The organism is Rhizobium sp. Root1204, from assembly GCF_001424965.1.
GTDB lineage: Bacteria > Pseudomonadota > Alphaproteobacteria > Rhizobiales > Rhizobiaceae > Pararhizobium.
On record NZ_LMCZ01000012.1, the window covers coordinates 142561 to 156473 of the forward strand.

General features: G+C 59.4%; 15 protein-coding genes. 9 read left to right on the top strand and 6 right to left on the bottom strand.

Annotated features, from left to right (window positions below):
- Positions 1 to 354 precede the first annotated feature (354 nt).
- The 4 genes from ASC96_RS33335 to ASC96_RS13810 all read left to right on the top strand — a co-directional run bounded on the left by ASC96_RS33335 (position 355) and on the right by ASC96_RS13810 (position 2704).
- Positions 355 to 528, top strand: coding sequence for a hypothetical protein (locus tag ASC96_RS33335; RefSeq protein ID WP_037107006.1), 174 nt, complete (start codon positions 355 to 357; stop codon positions 526 to 528).
- A gap of 12 nt (positions 529 to 540) precedes the next feature.
- Positions 541 to 714, top strand: a complete 174-nt coding sequence (locus tag ASC96_RS33340) for a hypothetical protein (protein ID WP_164491951.1) — start codon at positions 541 to 543, stop codon at positions 712 to 714.
- Positions 715 to 804: 90 nt separating this feature from the next.
- Positions 805 to 1125, top strand: coding sequence for a YnfA family protein (locus ASC96_RS13805; RefSeq protein WP_060503818.1), 321 nt, complete (start codon positions 805 to 807; stop codon positions 1123 to 1125).
- Between the two features lie 76 nt (positions 1126 to 1201).
- Positions 1202 to 2704, top strand: a complete 1503-nt coding sequence (locus ASC96_RS13810; protein WP_060503624.1) for an AMP nucleosidase — start codon at positions 1202 to 1204, stop codon at positions 2702 to 2704.
- Between the two features lie 3 nt (positions 2705 to 2707).
- Here the strand turns inward: ASC96_RS13810 and ASC96_RS13815 are convergent, their stop codons facing one another.
- A complete protein-coding gene (locus ASC96_RS13815; RefSeq protein ID WP_060503625.1) occupies positions 2708 to 3664 on the bottom strand; it encodes a lysylphosphatidylglycerol synthase domain-containing protein in 957 nt (318 codons plus the stop codon).
- A gap of 105 nt (positions 3665 to 3769) precedes the next feature.
- On the opposite strand from ASC96_RS13815, the gene ASC96_RS13820 reads away from it, so the two are divergent.
- Together ASC96_RS13820 and ASC96_RS13825 are read left to right on the top strand one after the other, a co-directional pair.
- A complete protein-coding gene (locus ASC96_RS13820) occupies positions 3770 to 4780 on the top strand; it encodes a glycosyltransferase family 2 protein (protein ID WP_200954861.1) in 1011 nt (336 codons plus the stop codon).
- A complete protein-coding gene (locus tag ASC96_RS13825) occupies positions 4767 to 6269 on the top strand; it encodes a glycosyltransferase family 39 protein (protein ID WP_060503626.1) in 1503 nt (500 codons plus the stop codon). The genes ASC96_RS13820 and ASC96_RS13825 overlap by 14 nt, the downstream gene beginning before the upstream one ends.
- 18 nt (positions 6270 to 6287) lie before the next feature.
- On the opposite strand, the gene ASC96_RS13830 is transcribed toward ASC96_RS13825, so the two are convergent.
- Positions 6288 to 7184, bottom strand: coding sequence for a diacylglycerol kinase family protein (locus ASC96_RS13830; RefSeq protein ID WP_060503627.1), 897 nt, complete (start codon positions 7182 to 7184; stop codon positions 6288 to 6290).
- 119 nt (positions 7185 to 7303) lie between these two features.
- Positions 7304 to 7651: a helix-turn-helix domain-containing protein gene (locus tag ASC96_RS13835; protein ID WP_060503628.1), complete on the bottom strand. Its 348-nt coding sequence runs from the start codon at positions 7649 to 7651 to the stop codon at positions 7304 to 7306.
- Between the two features lie 101 nt (positions 7652 to 7752).
- Between ASC96_RS13835 and ASC96_RS13840 the strand changes: the two genes are divergently transcribed.
- Together ASC96_RS13840 and ASC96_RS13845 are read left to right on the top strand one after the other, a co-directional pair.
- Positions 7753 to 8766 carry a zinc-binding alcohol dehydrogenase family protein gene (locus ASC96_RS13840; RefSeq protein ID WP_060503629.1) on the top strand — a complete coding sequence of 338 codons (1014 nt, stop codon included), beginning with the start codon at positions 7753 to 7755 and terminating at the stop codon, positions 8764 to 8766.
- A 200-nt stretch (positions 8767 to 8966) separates the two neighbouring features.
- Positions 8967 to 9413 (top strand): DoxX family protein, encoded by a 447-nt coding sequence (locus ASC96_RS13845; protein ID WP_060503630.1) that lies wholly within the window; start codon positions 8967 to 8969, stop codon positions 9411 to 9413.
- Between the two features lie 95 nt (positions 9414 to 9508).
- Here ASC96_RS13845 and ASC96_RS13850 read toward each other — a convergent pair whose 3' ends face one another.
- Positions 9509 to 10081: an ABATE domain-containing protein gene (locus tag ASC96_RS13850; RefSeq protein WP_060503631.1), complete on the bottom strand. Its 573-nt coding sequence runs from the start codon at positions 10079 to 10081 to the stop codon at positions 9509 to 9511.
- Between the two features lie 108 nt (positions 10082 to 10189).
- On the opposite strand from ASC96_RS13850, the gene ASC96_RS13855 reads away from it, so the two are divergent.
- Entirely contained in the window at positions 10190 to 11092 is a 903-nt protein-coding gene (locus tag ASC96_RS13855) for an alpha/beta hydrolase (protein WP_060503632.1), read from the top strand.
- Between the two features lie 81 nt (positions 11093 to 11173).
- On the opposite strand, the gene ASC96_RS13860 is transcribed toward ASC96_RS13855, so the two are convergent.
- Positions 11174 to 11791 carry a L,D-transpeptidase gene (locus ASC96_RS13860; RefSeq protein WP_060503633.1) on the bottom strand — a complete coding sequence of 206 codons (618 nt, stop codon included), beginning with the start codon at positions 11789 to 11791 and terminating at the stop codon, positions 11174 to 11176.
- 146 nt (positions 11792 to 11937) lie between these two features.
- A complete protein-coding gene (locus tag ASC96_RS13865; protein WP_060503634.1) occupies positions 11938 to 13602 on the bottom strand; it encodes an electron transfer flavoprotein-ubiquinone oxidoreductase in 1665 nt (554 codons plus the stop codon).
- Positions 13603 to 13913 lie beyond the last annotated feature (311 nt).

A 13913-nucleotide genomic window follows, 5' to 3' on the forward strand; every position in this document is an offset into this window, starting at 1 on the left:
GACATCCGGTGGCCACGCTGGATTCTGCTCTTGATCTTCGGCGCGCCGCCGCGTCCGGCGCGCCGCCTAGCTGAACAGAATTGTTTCGGCTGGCCGCCTGCAGGCACTTGTTCTTCCTTCTCCCAAATCAGCAGACCTTTTCTGAACAGCGATGTTCATAATCAGCGCCCGATTCTGCTCCTTTGACGCCAGTATGGCTGCCAAACGGCTTTAAGCACCCCTTGAGCGGTTCAGAACGCCGCGAAGATGAACGGGAGATGAACCGAGGTCTCAGGAAGAGTTCAGTTTGCTTGTGCGAAAACGTCATCATCGAGTTGAACCCCGATCGACACACCAGATCAAACGGACATAGCCATGGACATTCTCGCCCGCCGCCTCACCATCATCAGCATGCTTATGGTCGTTTTCGCATTGACGCTCGCAGCCGCTGTCAGCGCCGATAGCCAGCGCCGCCGTCACAACTATGCCGGCTCGATTGCCGACTGCACCGTGCACACCACGAAGTTCTGCGAACAAGCCAAGCTCTAAGGATCAAAGACGATGTTCTCCCTCACCCATTCCGCAACCATCGCACTGCGCATGCTGACGCTCGCAGCCCTTTTGATGGCTCCGATGGGTGCAGTTGCCTACAGCAAGGCCTCCGGCCTTGGTATCGGCAAGCAAGGAGCCGGCCTTGTCCTTTTCGTCACGCTGCAGCGCCAGTCGATGAGCTGAAGCTGCAAGCCTGATTTAAGCTCCGGGTGCGCTTGCACATTTGAACCGACTGCCTTCCTATAATCAGCTACAGGAAGGAACCCGATGCCCATTTCCGCATTCGCCGTCTATGCCCTTGCCGCTCTTGCGGAGATCGCCGGCTGCTTTGCCTTCTGGGCCTGGTTGAAGCTCGACAAACCGATCTGGTGGCTCATTCCCGGCGTGGCAAGCCTTGCACTGTTCGCCTGGCTTCTCACTCTTATCGAAACAGCAGCGGCCGGACGTGCCTATGCGGCCTATGGCGGCATCTACATCGCCGCTTCGCTGGCTTGGTTGTGGATTGTCGAGGGTGTCCGGCCGGATCGATGGGATGCGACCGGCGTCATTCTCGCCCTTGCCGGCACCGCTATCATCCTTGGCGGACCGCGCTGAACGGCTTTTCCTGAACGTGACCTGTGCAATCCAATCTTGTCGTTTGCTTGTAAAAAACAGCATCCTATAATGCCGTATGAACAATCGAATCTCTTCCCTCTCCGCCCTTTCCATCGCAACGCCCGACGTTTTCGAACCACAGACGTTTGACGATCCGGTTGCCGCCGTCGATGCGCTTCTGGCGCTTTACGAGCGCAATACGAAATTCCTGGTCGATGCCTTCACCGAACTTGGCCGGACCGGAACGCCGGTCTCGCGTTACCGTGCCTGCTATCCGCAGGTCAGCATCGAGACCAGCAGCTTCAGCCATATCGATTCGCGCCTCTCTTACGGCTATGTCAGCGCGCCCGGGGTCTACACGACCACGGTCACCCGGCCGAAACTGTTCCGGCATTACCTGAAGGAACAACTTGGGCTGTTGATCCGCAGTCATGGCGTCGGTGTTACCGTATCGGAATCGACGACGCCGATCCCGCTGCATTTCGCCTTCGGCGAAGGCGCCTATGTCGAAGCGGCAATGGCTGAGAATATCGACATTCCGCTGCGCGACCTGTTTGACACGCCGGATCTGACCACCACAGACGATGAAATCGCCAACGGCGCCTATGAGCCCGGCCCCGGCGAGCCCTCGCCGCTTGCCCCGTTCACCGCCCAGCGCATCGACTATTCGCTGGCTCGTCTCAGCCACTATACGGCGACCAGCGCGACGCATTTCCAGAATTTCGTGCTGTTCACCAACTATCAGTTCTATATCGACGAATTCTGCGCCTGGGCACGTCAGCAGATGATCGATGGCGGCAATGGCTACACCGCCTTCGTCGAGCCCGGCAACATCACCACCCAGCCCGGATCGGACAAGCCCGATTCGGACCTGACGCTTGCCCGGCTGCCACAGATGCCGGCCTATCATCTCAAGAAGAAGGGCCATGGCGGCATTACCGTCGTCAATATCGGCGTCGGGCCTTCGAACGCCAAGACGATCACCGACCATATCGCCGTGCTGCGGCCGCATGCCTGGCTGATGCTTGGTCATTGCGCCGGCTTGCGCAACAGTCAGACGCTTGGCGATTATGTGCTTGCCCACGCCTATGTCCGCGAGGACCATGTGCTGGACGACGACCTGCCGGTCTGGATCCCGATCCCGGCGCTCGCCGAAGTTCAGGTGGCGATGCAGGATGCCGTGGCGGAAGTGACCGGTTACGAGGGCTATGATCTCAAGCGGATCATGCGCACCGGCACCGTTGCCACCATCGACAACCGCAACTGGGAACTGCGTGACCAGCGCGGTCCGGTCAAGCGACTGTCGCAATCACGCGCCATCGCACTCGATATGGAATCGGCGACCATTGCCGCCAACGGTTTCCGCTTCCGCGTTCCCTACGGCACCCTGCTCTGCGTCTCCGACAAGCCGTTGCATGGAGAACTGAAACTGCCGGGCATGGCGACGGCCTTTTACAAGACACAGGTCAGCCAGCATTTGCAGATCGGTATTCTTGCATTGCAAAAACTGGCAGCCATGCCGCCGGAAAAACTGCATTCCCGCAAGCTGCGCAGCTTCTTCGAAACTGCGTTCCAGTAAGTTTCAACGGCGCGGCGATAGAACCATCGACAAAAGCGTGCCGGCAACCGCCGACACGACGATCAGCAGATGCGCATTGACGCTGGCGCTGGCAAGCAGGTCAAAGGCGGCGCCTTTCGCTGGCGCACCGAAGGATATAGCGCCGGCGGTAATGCCGGCCGGATAGGTGCCGACACCGGCGGGGGCATGCACCGGCAGAACCGACGACAGTTCACCGCCAAGCGCGCCGCCGAAACAGGCGGCAAGCGGCAGAACGCCCATGGTCGCCAGAACCCAGGCGAGCACGGCGACCTTCGTTGACCAGTTGAGAACGGTCATCAACCATGCCCTGACGAAGACCAGCGCATTGGCGGGTAGCCCGGCTTCGACCTCGACTAGAAACTGGCCGAACTTTTCCGGCAGCCGACGCTGCAGAACGGCAAGGGCATGACCCTTCAATAGAAACAGCGCCAGCGGTGACACAAGAAAAAGCCCCCACAGCAACCAGCCAAGCGCCTGGTTATCACGGCCAATGACGAGGCCGACGCCCGCGGCGGCGAACAGGGCGTGCAGATCGAGAAGGCGCATGAGCAGCAGCGCCGAGGTGCTGCGCGTCAAAGGGACGGCAAATTCCGACCGCATCAGGATCGGAAAACTGGTCTCGCCTGCCCGGAATGGCAACATGATGTTGAGAAGGTTATGGACTTGCGTCACACGCAGAAGCGTGAGGAAACGGCCGCGTGTTTCGTTCGGAAAATAGTCGTAAATCCGATAGCAGCGGATGAAATAGGTTCCGACCAGAAGCAGCAGCGCCGACAGGACAGGAAAGAGACCAATCCCGGCCCATTGCCGCAAAAGAACCGGCCAACCCCAGATCCATTGGATGAACGCGGCGTAGGCGACGACAGCCACAAGGGAGATGGCGCTCATCCGGTTGCGGACAAGCCATGAGCCCCGGCTGGCATCCTCTCCTGCATTCATATATTTGGTACTTTCCTGTCCGGTGCTATGGCACGGCTGGTTATCACGATAACCCAGGCGAGAGAACCTGCACGTTTTTAAAAGGCTTTGATTTTGGATCCCATCTTGGAAGCAAACAGGGTAGATAGCGAAACGGCCCCGCCGGTCGAGTTGTCCGTTGTCGTGCCGATCTATAACGAAGAAGAAAGCGTCGGTCCGCTGGTCGCCCGCATCCGGGAAGCCATGCTCAATTTCGACAAGCCGTGGGAACTCATTCTCGTCAACGACGGAAGCACCGACGGCACGCTTGTCAGCGCCCGCAAGGAGCTCGAAAGCGGCCTACGCTTGAGAATCGTCGAATTGCAGCGCAATTTCGGCCAGACCGCCGCCATGCAAGCGGGTATCGATCTCGCATCCGGCAGATTGATCGCTACGCTCGACGGCGACCTGCAAAACGATCCGCGCGATATTCCGCCGATGGTCAAGGCGATCGAGGAGCGCGAACTCGATCTTCTGGTCGGCTGGCGCAAGAACCGCCAGGACGGCCTTTTCCTGCGCAAGATCCCGTCCTGGTGCGCCAACTACCTGATCGGCAAGATCACCGGCGTGAAACTGCACGACTACGGTTGCAGCCTGAAAATCTATCAGGCGTCTATCATCAAGCAGGTCCGGCTGATGGGCGAGATGCACCGGTTCATTCCGGCCTGGGTTGCCGGCGTCGTGCCGAGCAGCCGCATCGGTGAGATGCCAGTCACCCACCACGCCCGCCAGCATGGCACGTCGAAATACGGAATTTCCCGAACCTTCAGGGTGATCCTCGACCTGCTGTCAGTGTTGTTCTTCATGCGCTACAAGGCGCGGCCGGGGCATTTCTTCGGGTCAATCGGACTTGCTGCCGGCGGCCTCAGCGCCCTGATCCTGTTCTACCTGTTCATCGACAAGTTCCTGCTCGGCAACGATATCGGCACGAGACCGATGCTGATCGTTGGCGTCATGCTGTTCCTGTCCTCGGTTCAGCTGATCACCACCGGCATCCTCGCCGAAATGATGGCGCGGCTCTATTCCGGCGAGAACGACACGCCGCCCTATATCGTGCGCAAAGTTTTCGAGCAGGATAAAGCTGATGCCTCACGCTGATTCCCGCCGCGCCGATGCAATGATTTTTGCCGTCGCCGCGTATTTTGTGCTGTGTGTGGCCCTGCGCGTGTTCATCTCTCCGGCGCTCGAAATCGACGAAGGCGAACAGGCCTTCGTTTCGCAGTTTCTGGCGCTCGGCTATGGTCCGCAGCCTCCCTTCTACAATTGGCTGCAATATGCCGTGGTGGAGGCATTCGGCGTCTCCCTGACGGCGCTGACCATCCTCAAGCATCTGCTGCTTTTTCTCTGTTGTCTGTTTTATGGTCTCGCCGCCCGGACCGTCATCAAGGATCGAACGCTGGCGGCCATGGCCATGCTGGGCGTGCTGACCCTGCCGCCGGTTTTTCTGCTGGCTCAGCGGGACCTTTCGCACACCGTCTCCGCACTCTTTGCGGTGTCGCTGTTTCTCTACGGATTTTTCAGGACGCTACGCAATCCAAGCCTGTTTTCCTATCTCCTGACAGGGGTCGCCGTCGGTATCGGGCTGATTTCGAAGTACAATTTTGCGCTGGTGCCGGCTGCTGCCGTTCTTGCCGTTCTGCCGGAGCGGGATTTGCGTCAACGCATTTTCGATTGGAGGCTGATTGCCTCCCTCGCCGTCGCCTTTGCGATCGTCCTGCCACACGCTTACTGGATTCTTCACAACCTCACATCGGCCTCGGCCGGCACCATCAACGAGATGAAGGAAGGACTGGAAGGCGGGCGGCTGGCTCAAGCGTTCAAGGGAACCATTTCGCTGATCTCGGCGATCTTCGGGGCGACCATTCTACCGATCGCCTTCTTTCTTGCGGTCTTTCCCTTCGACATCAAACGCATCTGTCTCGCGGAAAGCCAATGGACCCGGATAACGGGGCGGATCATCTGCCTCTGCCTGATTGCCGTCCTGCTGATCGTTCTCGGCCTTGGCGCCACCCATATCCGGGAAAAATGGCTCGCCCTGTTCGTGGTTATTCTACCACTGTATCTCTGCCTCAAGATTGATGCGGCCGGGATCGAAACAACCGGAAAACTCAAGCGTTTTGCCATTCCCCTTTTCATCATGATCTTCGCGGTGCTCATCGGCGTTTCGGCGCGGGTCGTGACCTCGCCAATGCTGGGCTCCTACAACAAACTCAACGTTCCCTATGAGGCATTCATCCGCGAGATTACGCAAAATTACACCATCCAGCCTGCCCTGGTCATTGCCGACGATACCAATCTTGCCGGTAGCGTGCGTTTGCAGTTGCCGCTGTCAACCGCCATCACGACCTACAATCCGCCAGTTCCTCTTGCGGCCGGGTGGCGATCGGCTGGACCGGTTCTGGTGATGTGGCGCGGCAAGGGAGAAGCACAACCGGCTCTTCCCGAGAACCTCCGGCAAAAGCTTATCGAAGGCGGCGTGGCGCCCGGCGATATCGTGCCGCTCTTTAGTGCGCCGCTCTATCATCTCGCCAAAGGAGATGATCGCTACGGCTTCGGCTATCTCTGGCTGGCACAGCAAAAGCCATAGCGCCGCAGCGCGTCCCGGTCACTGGCCGACGAGCAATTTCAATTCGCCCGGATGAATGCGCAGAGCGACATCCCGGCCGATCGGCAGCAACTCACCGTCGATGACGCAATTGATGTTGCGGCGCTCGCGAGGAAAATGCAGGTCGACGGCGGTGGCGCTCATCTCGGTGATCAGCGGGCTGTCACGGAATTTCCCACGCAGGATATCGACAGTCAGCTTTGCGACGCCATGTGGCTTCAATGGAGGCGCTGTATAGAAGCCCAGATGCCCCCCTGTAAGATCGTCCGCATACATCAGCGCATTCGGCCCGAAATGATTGTTGGACACGGAGATGGCGGAAACCTTGCGCGTTTCGCGAACCCCATCGACCTCGAACTCGATCTCGAATTCCGGCGGGTTGAACATCACACCGAGGGCTGCGCGTGTGCTGGCCCGGATTTTTCCGAGCCTTGAGGCAAAACTGTAGGATTCGCGGTAGCGCACCATGCGGGCATGCAGCCCCATGGAAAACTGATGCACGAAGGCACGGCCATCGGCACTGCCGATATCGGCTTCAATGATCCTGCCTTCGGCAAGCACATCCAGCACTTTCCAGATATCCAGCGGCAGTTTCAGCGCCCGGGCAAACAGGTTCATCGTTCCAGCGGGTACCACGCCGAGCGGCATGCCGTTCTTCCACGCAACGCCTGCCGCCGCGGAAATGGTTCCATCACCACCACCGGCCAGCATCGCATCCAGATCATCGCGACGCGCCGTTTTTTCGAGGATATCTGCCATGCCATCGCCGGAAGCCACGGTGATTTCGATGTCATGCCCGGCTGCACGGAAGACTTCCGCAGCCTTTTTGCTATAGGCGTCCATATCGGTTGTGCGGAATGTTCCGCCGTCGCGATTGAAGATGGCCTTGATTTTCATTCGTGCTCCTTGCAGCTCGTTGGGCTACATATGGAGCGGCACTAACCTTTTTTCAGCCGGCGTCGGCAAAATGACGAATCTTTAATATCGCCCGCCCCAAACTTGCCGTGATGCGCCAGCTATTCGGCAGCCTGCAGCAGGATATGTTCGTCGCCCCAGAGCTTCATCGCCATGATGACAGGCTCGAGGCTACGGCCACGCGGGGTCAGACAGTAATCCACCCTCGGCGGGACGACGGCAAAAACGGTGCGCTCGACAAGGCCGTCGGCTTCCAGTTCACGCAGTTGCTTGGTCAGCATGCGCTGGGTGACGCTTGTCAGGCGGCGGCGGATTTCGTTGAAGCGCATCGTGCCATCCAGCAGATGATAAAGGATGACACCCTTCCACTTCCCATCGATCAGATGCAGTACGCCCTCGACCGGGCAGCCGGGAGAGCAAGTCAGGAGCTTGTGGCGAACACGCGGCATTCACGGTATCCTTTTGGGTACTATATACACTTATTGTGCATTCTTGCGCTCCTGCATCATAATGCGCATCTAGCTTCTGTTCAAACATCAAGGAGCCACCCATGCGCGCCATTGCCTACAAGATTCCCCAGCCCATTTCGGCCGAGACCTCGCTGATCGATGTTGACCTGCCTGTGCCGACGCCGGAAGGGCGAGATATTCTGGTCGAGGTGAAGGCGATCTCGGTCAATCCGGTCGATGTCAAAATTCGTGCCAACGCCAAGCCGGAGCCGGATCAGCTGAAGGTGCTTGGCTGGGATGCGGCAGGGATCATCAAGGCGGTTGGCCCGGGTGTGAAACTGTTCCAGCCGGGGGATGCTGTCTTCTATGCCGGTGCCATCGACCGGCCAGGAGCCAATTCCGAATTCCATCTGGTTGACGAGCGCATCGTCGGCAGGAAACCGGAAACACTGGATTTTCCGGCCGCGGCCGCCCTGCCACTGACCTCTCTGACCGCCTGGGAGGCCCTGTTCGACCGGCTGAAGGTCAACGATCCGGTTCCCGGCGCTGCCAACGCGATCCTGATCATCGGCGGTGCCGGTGGCGTCGGCTCGATTGCCATCCAGCTTGCCCGGGCGCTGACCAATCTCACCGTGATCGCCACCGCTTCGCGGCCCGAAACCCAGAAGTGGGCCTATGATCTCGGTGCTCATCATGTGCTCGATCATTCCAAGCCGCTGGCACACCAGATCGACCAGCTGGCGCTCGGCGCGCCGGCCTTTGTCTTTTCAACGACCAATACCACCGATCATCTGGAAGAGATCATCCAGCTGATCGCCCCGCAGGGCCGCTTCGGGCTGATCGATGATCCGAAAGTGCTCGATGTCGTGCCGTTCAAGCGCAAGGCCGTGTCCATCCACTGGGAGCTGATGTTCACCCGGTCGCTATTCAAGACCAAGGACATGGAGGAGCAGAACAGGATACTCACCGAGATCGCCCGGCTGGTCGATACCGGCAAAATCCGTTCGACGCTGACAGAGACGCTGGGGCTGATCAACGCCGAAAACCTGAAAAAGGCGCATGCCCTGATCGAAACCGGCCGGACCAAGGGCAAGCTAGTGCTGGCGGGATTCTGACGCGACCGGCACCCCGAGAAACCGGCTTTTCCGCAGTTCCTGCGGGAACGCTTCATTGGCCGCGCTCGCCATAAACAGGAGGTAGCGCGGTACACCCGATAGTCTCTGAAAGAGAGGATGCCGCGTTACCCGGAATTGTTCTCCGCACCCCAGCGGGCCGGTTCCGGGGTTCGTTTCATAACCTGTTTCTGGAGAGAGAAATGCCTTCCCTTATTGATTTTCTCATCGGTTCCCGTACCTTCGGCTATCTGGCGCGCACTGTCCTGACCTCCATGTTCTGGGCAAGTGGGCTGGCCAAACTCTTCGATTTCAATGCCGGCGTCGCCGAAATGTCGTTCTTCGGCCTAGAGCCTGCGCCGCTCGTCACCATTGCCGTCATTGTCACCCAGCTTGGCGGATCAGCCCTGATCATCGCCAATCCCTGGACCTGGCTTGGTGCCGGGGCGCTGGCAGTCTTCACCGCACTGACCATTCCGATCGCCCATACGTTCTGGACCATGCAGGAGCCGATGAAGACGCTCGAATTCTATGTCGTCATGGAACATATCACGGTCATCGGCGCACTGATGGTCGTTGCCTGGAAGTCTGCGCCGGTGCGCGAAGCCCCTACCCTTCCCGGCGCTGGTTTTGCTGAACTCAACGCATAGAGTTGTCTCGCCACCGTCGCGAAAACGCCTGCGGATCGCATCCAGCAGGCGTTTTCATTGCGGTATCCTCGGGAGCCCGCGCGCTACCCGAACCATCACGTCAACTTACTGCGGTGATAGTAGCGCGAAACGCGGACGCGGTTGCCGCAGCGGGCAGCCGAACACCAGCGGCGGCGGGCATTGCTGCCGACGAACAACATGACGCAATCCTCTGCCGCGCATTTGCGGATCAGCGTCACGTCGCCGGAGGTGAGCAGTGCGGCCGCATCCTCGGCTAGAAACCCGGCAAGCCTAACCGCCGGTGCGCCTGCCCGTTCGCTGGCCAAAACCGGCGGGTCACCCCATGCAAGCTGGCGCATGACGGGCGACGCACGCATGGCGGCGTTCAAGCCATCAATTTCCGCGCGCGGCACCGGCCTACCGTCGCGGGCATGGGCGATTGCCGAAGCGGTGTGATCGCGCACGGCCATCACCGGCGCCAAGTCACCAGCCGTCAAGGCGTCAAACTCCATAACCACGCCCTCTGGCAAACGATCGGATTCCGCCTCCAGCCAAAGCTGCAGACCCGCTGCCGTTTCGAGCAGATCCACTTGGCCATCAGCCGTCAGGGGCCGGGTATTGACGAGATCGAGGGCCAACGGTTCGCCAGTGAAAGGGATCAGATCCATGCTCAGCCTTTCGTCTATCTTTCGTCTATAATGTATATTTTTACGATTGACACATTAGTTACTCGAATGCAAACCTAACGCATAAATTCAAACCATACGGGTGTTAAAATGGCATTGCACAGCATTCCCTCCATCCGTCACCGGTTTATCGAGGCCGGCGGCGTTCACGTTTTCTATCGAGAAAGCCTGCCGGAAACGGGCAAGGACGCACCAACCATCCTGCTGCTGCACGGCTTTCCCGCCTCGTCGCACCAGTTCCGGCGCGTGATGGACGCCCTCGGCAGCCACTACCGGCTGATTGCCCCCGACTATCCGGGCTTTGGCCACAGCGAAGCGCCCACTTCCACCAACGAGAACGGCACATTTACCTATAGCTTCGACAATCTGGCGACTGTGATGGAGGCCTTTGTCGATGCGCTGTCACTCAAGCGTTTCATGCTCTACGCCTTCGATTTCGGCGCACCGGTCGGGTTTCGGCTGGCAACCCGCCGGCCAGAGCTGATCGCCGGGTTGATCGTCCAGAACGGCAATGCCTATCTGGAGGGACTTTCGGACATCGCCCGCGACTTTATCGCCCTTGCCCCATCCAACGACGGCGCTGTGGAGCAGGTTCGCAATCTTCTGACACTGGACATGACCCGCGGGCAATATGAGGGCGGCACGGCGCAGCCGGAACTCGTCCCTCCCGATGGCTGGACGATGGACCAGCACTTCCTCGACCGGCCCGATCGCCGCCAGCCGCAACTCGATCTCGCCTTTGACTACAAGAGCAACCTTGTCCGCTATCCGGAATGGCAGCAGTGGCTGCGCCAAAGCCAGCCGCCGACGCTGATCACCTGGGGCCGCAATGATCCCTTCTTCACCGAGGCAGGCGCCCGTGCCTTTTTGGCCGACGTACCGGAGGCGGAGCTGCACCTGTTCGACACCGGTCACTTCGCCCTTGAAGAAAGGCTGCCCGAGATCGCACCACTGATCGCCGATTTCGTCGAGCGCAAATGGTCCCTTGGATGAGACAGCAAAGGCGCCGGAGCATTGAGCTCACGGCGCCTTTGTCGAGTTGAATATACTTGCGCCCAGTTCTCTGAATTTGGCTTACGCCTGCAGGACGACGACGCGGCCGCCGACGATTGCGCGCTCGTAGAGATCAACAACATCGTGGTTGAGCATGCGCACGCAGCCGCTCGACATCGCCTGGCCAATCGACCAGGGTTGTGTCGTACCGTGGATGCGGAACATCGTGTCGTTGCCATCCTGATACAGATAGATCGCCCGGGCGCCGAGCGGGTTGTTCGGGCCGCCAGGAACACCACCAGCATATTTGCGATTTTTGCCCGGATCGCGGCGGATCATGTTGTCGGTCGGCGTCCACGATGGCCATTCGGCCTTGCGGCCGATATAGGCAGACCCTGCCAGCGCATAACCGTTGCGGCCGACGCCGATGCCGTAGCGCATCGCCTGCCCGTCGCCGAGAATATAGTAGAGCCGCCTCGCCGGCGTATCGACGACAATGGTGCCGGCATCATGTTTCGTCGAATAGGCGACCTGCTGGCGGCGCAGTTCCGGCTTGACCTTTTCCAGCGGCATGGCCGGCATTGGAAACTTTTCGTCCGGTTTTGCAGCATAGTTGGCTGCATGGTTCGGTCCGTTGGTGGCGCAACCGGCAAGGAGAGCAGAAAAGCCGAGCAGCAGGCCACGGCGGGAGATCGACATCGTGTGTTTCCTTAAGATCCGGTTGATGCAACCGAAAATAGGGAAAACATGGTTAATGGCTGGTTAAGCGCGTTGAAATTGTGCGCAATAGAAAAGGGCGGCAGGTTTTCGCCTGCCGCCCTTTTCATGCCATCGAGGCACCCACCTCACATATTCGGATAGACCGGGCCCTCGCCGCCCTGCGGCGGTACCCAGTTGATGTTCTGGTTGGGGTCCTTGATGTCGCACGTCTTGCAGTGGACGCAGTTCTGGGCGTTGATGACGTAGACATCCTGCCCATCCTTTTCCACCCATTCATAGACACCGGCCGGACAGTAGCGGGTCGAGGGGCCGGCATAGATATCGTGCTCGGACGATTTCTGCAGGGCCATATCCTTGACCTTCAGGTGCACCGGCTCGTTTTCCTCGTGATTGGTGTTCGACAGGAACACAGAGGAGAGACGGTCGAAGGTCAGAACACCATCCGGGCGCGGATACTCGATCTTCTTGTGCATCGACGCCGGCTCCAGCGACTGCGCGTCGGTCTTGCCATGCTTCAGCGTGCCGAAGAAGGAGAAGCCGAACAGCGTGTTGGTCCACATATCGAGCCCGCCGAGCGCCACACCGGCTGCCGTGCCAAGCTTCGACCACAGCGGCTTGACGTTGCGCACGCGCTTCAAGTCCTGGCCGATGGCGCTGTCGCGCCAGCCGTTCTCGATCTCGATCACTTCATCGTTGGCGCGCCCGGCGGCGATAGCATCCGACAGCTTTTCAGCGGCGAGGATGCCCGACAGAACGGCATTATGGCTGCCCTTGATACGCGGCACGTTGACGAAACCGGCCGAGCAGCCGATCAGCGCGCCGCCGGGGAAGGTCAGCTTCGGCACCGACTGGTAGCCACCCTCGGTGATGGCGCGGGCGCCGTAGGTCAGCCGCTTGCCGCCTTCGAAGGTGCCGCGAATGGCCGGATGCGTCTTGAAGCGCTGGAATTCCTCGAACGGATAGAGATAGGGGTTCTTGTAGTTGAGGTGCACGACGAAGCCGACGGCGACCAGATTGTCCTCAAGGTGATAGAGGAACGAGCCGCCACCCGTCTTCATGCCGAGCGGCCAGCCGAACGAGTGCTGGACGAGGCCTTGTTTATGGTTTTCCGGTTTGACCTGCCAGAGTTCCTTGATGCCGATGCCGAATTTTTGCGGCTCGCGGTCCTTCTGCAGGTCGAATTTCGAGATCAACTGCTTGGCGAGCGAACCCCGCACGCCCTCGCCGATCAGCGTGTATTTGCCGAGCAGTTCCATGCCGCGGGCAAAGTTGGGACCCGGCTCGCCGTTTTTCTCGACACCCATATCGCCGGTGGCGACGCCGATGACGGCGCCCTGATCGTTGTAAAGCACTTCAGTGGCAGCAAAGCCCGGATAGATTTCGACACCGAGCGCCTCGGCCTTTTCGGCCAGCCACCGACAGACGAGGCCAAGCGAGACGATGTAGTTGCCATGATTGTTCATCAGCGGCGGCATGGCAAAATTCGGCAGGCGGATGGAGCCGGCGGGACCAAGCAGCAGGAACTGGTCGTCCTTGACTTCGGTCTTGAAGGGATGCCCCTCTTCCTCGCGCCAGCCCGGCAGCAACCTGTCAATACCGATCGGATCGACAACGGCGCCCGACAGGATATGCGCCCCGACTTCGGCGCCCTTTTCCAGAACGACGACCGACAGATCCGGATTGACCTGCTTCAGACGGATAGCCGCCGCCAAACCGGCAGGCCCAGCGCCGACGATAACAACGTCGAATTCCATGCTTTCGCGCTCGGGCAGCTCATGTTTGTCGGTCATCTCTTCGTCTCCAGTCGCACCCGGCTATTTTGCACGGTTTTGTTCCCAATTCTTGACCTCCGTCATGGCAAATACGGCCGGACTTGTCGAGCCGGTCTGCGACGGCAGCCCAGCGCATTTGCGCATGAGGTCATGCCGCAGGATACAAACATATGACGTGAACGTAAACGTCAAAATACAAAAAGACTTCTTCCACTACCGGCCTTTCATCTTGCCTTGCTTTGGCCTTCGACCCATGCGAATACGCGCCCTCCAAATAACCAAGCCCTCCGCCACAAACCGCATACCGGCTGCCGTAAGGCATTCCGAGG

Coding starts and splice junctions, on each gene's coding strand:
- ASC96_RS33335 (WP_037107006.1), top strand. CDS start 355: ATGGACATTCTCGCCCGCCGCCTCACCATCATCAGCATGCTTATGGTC.
- ASC96_RS33340 (WP_164491951.1), top strand. CDS start 541: ATGTTCTCCCTCACCCATTCCGCAACCATCGCACTGCGCATGCTGACG.
- ASC96_RS13810 (WP_060503624.1), top strand. CDS start 1,202: ATGAACAATCGAATCTCTTCCCTCTCCGCCCTTTCCATCGCAACGCCC.
- ASC96_RS13815 (WP_060503625.1), bottom strand. CDS start 3,664: ATGAATGCAGGAGAGGATGCCAGCCGGGGCTCATGGCTTGTCCGCAAC.
- ASC96_RS13825 (WP_060503626.1), top strand. CDS start 4,767: ATGCCTCACGCTGATTCCCGCCGCGCCGATGCAATGATTTTTGCCGTC.
- ASC96_RS13830 (WP_060503627.1), bottom strand. CDS start 7,184: ATGAAAATCAAGGCCATCTTCAATCGCGACGGCGGAACATTCCGCACA.
- ASC96_RS13835 (WP_060503628.1), bottom strand. CDS start 7,651: ATGCCGCGTGTTCGCCACAAGCTCCTGACTTGCTCTCCCGGCTGCCCG.
- ASC96_RS13840 (WP_060503629.1), top strand. CDS start 7,753: ATGCGCGCCATTGCCTACAAGATTCCCCAGCCCATTTCGGCCGAGACC.
- ASC96_RS13845 (WP_060503630.1), top strand. CDS start 8,967: ATGCCTTCCCTTATTGATTTTCTCATCGGTTCCCGTACCTTCGGCTAT.
- ASC96_RS13850 (WP_060503631.1), bottom strand. CDS start 10,081: ATGGATCTGATCCCTTTCACTGGCGAACCGTTGGCCCTCGATCTCGTC.
- ASC96_RS13855 (WP_060503632.1), top strand. CDS start 10,190: ATGGCATTGCACAGCATTCCCTCCATCCGTCACCGGTTTATCGAGGCC.
- ASC96_RS13860 (WP_060503633.1), bottom strand. CDS start 11,791: ATGTCGATCTCCCGCCGTGGCCTGCTGCTCGGCTTTTCTGCTCTCCTT.
- ASC96_RS13865 (WP_060503634.1), bottom strand. CDS start 13,602: ATGACCGACAAACATGAGCTGCCCGAGCGCGAAAGCATGGAATTCGAC.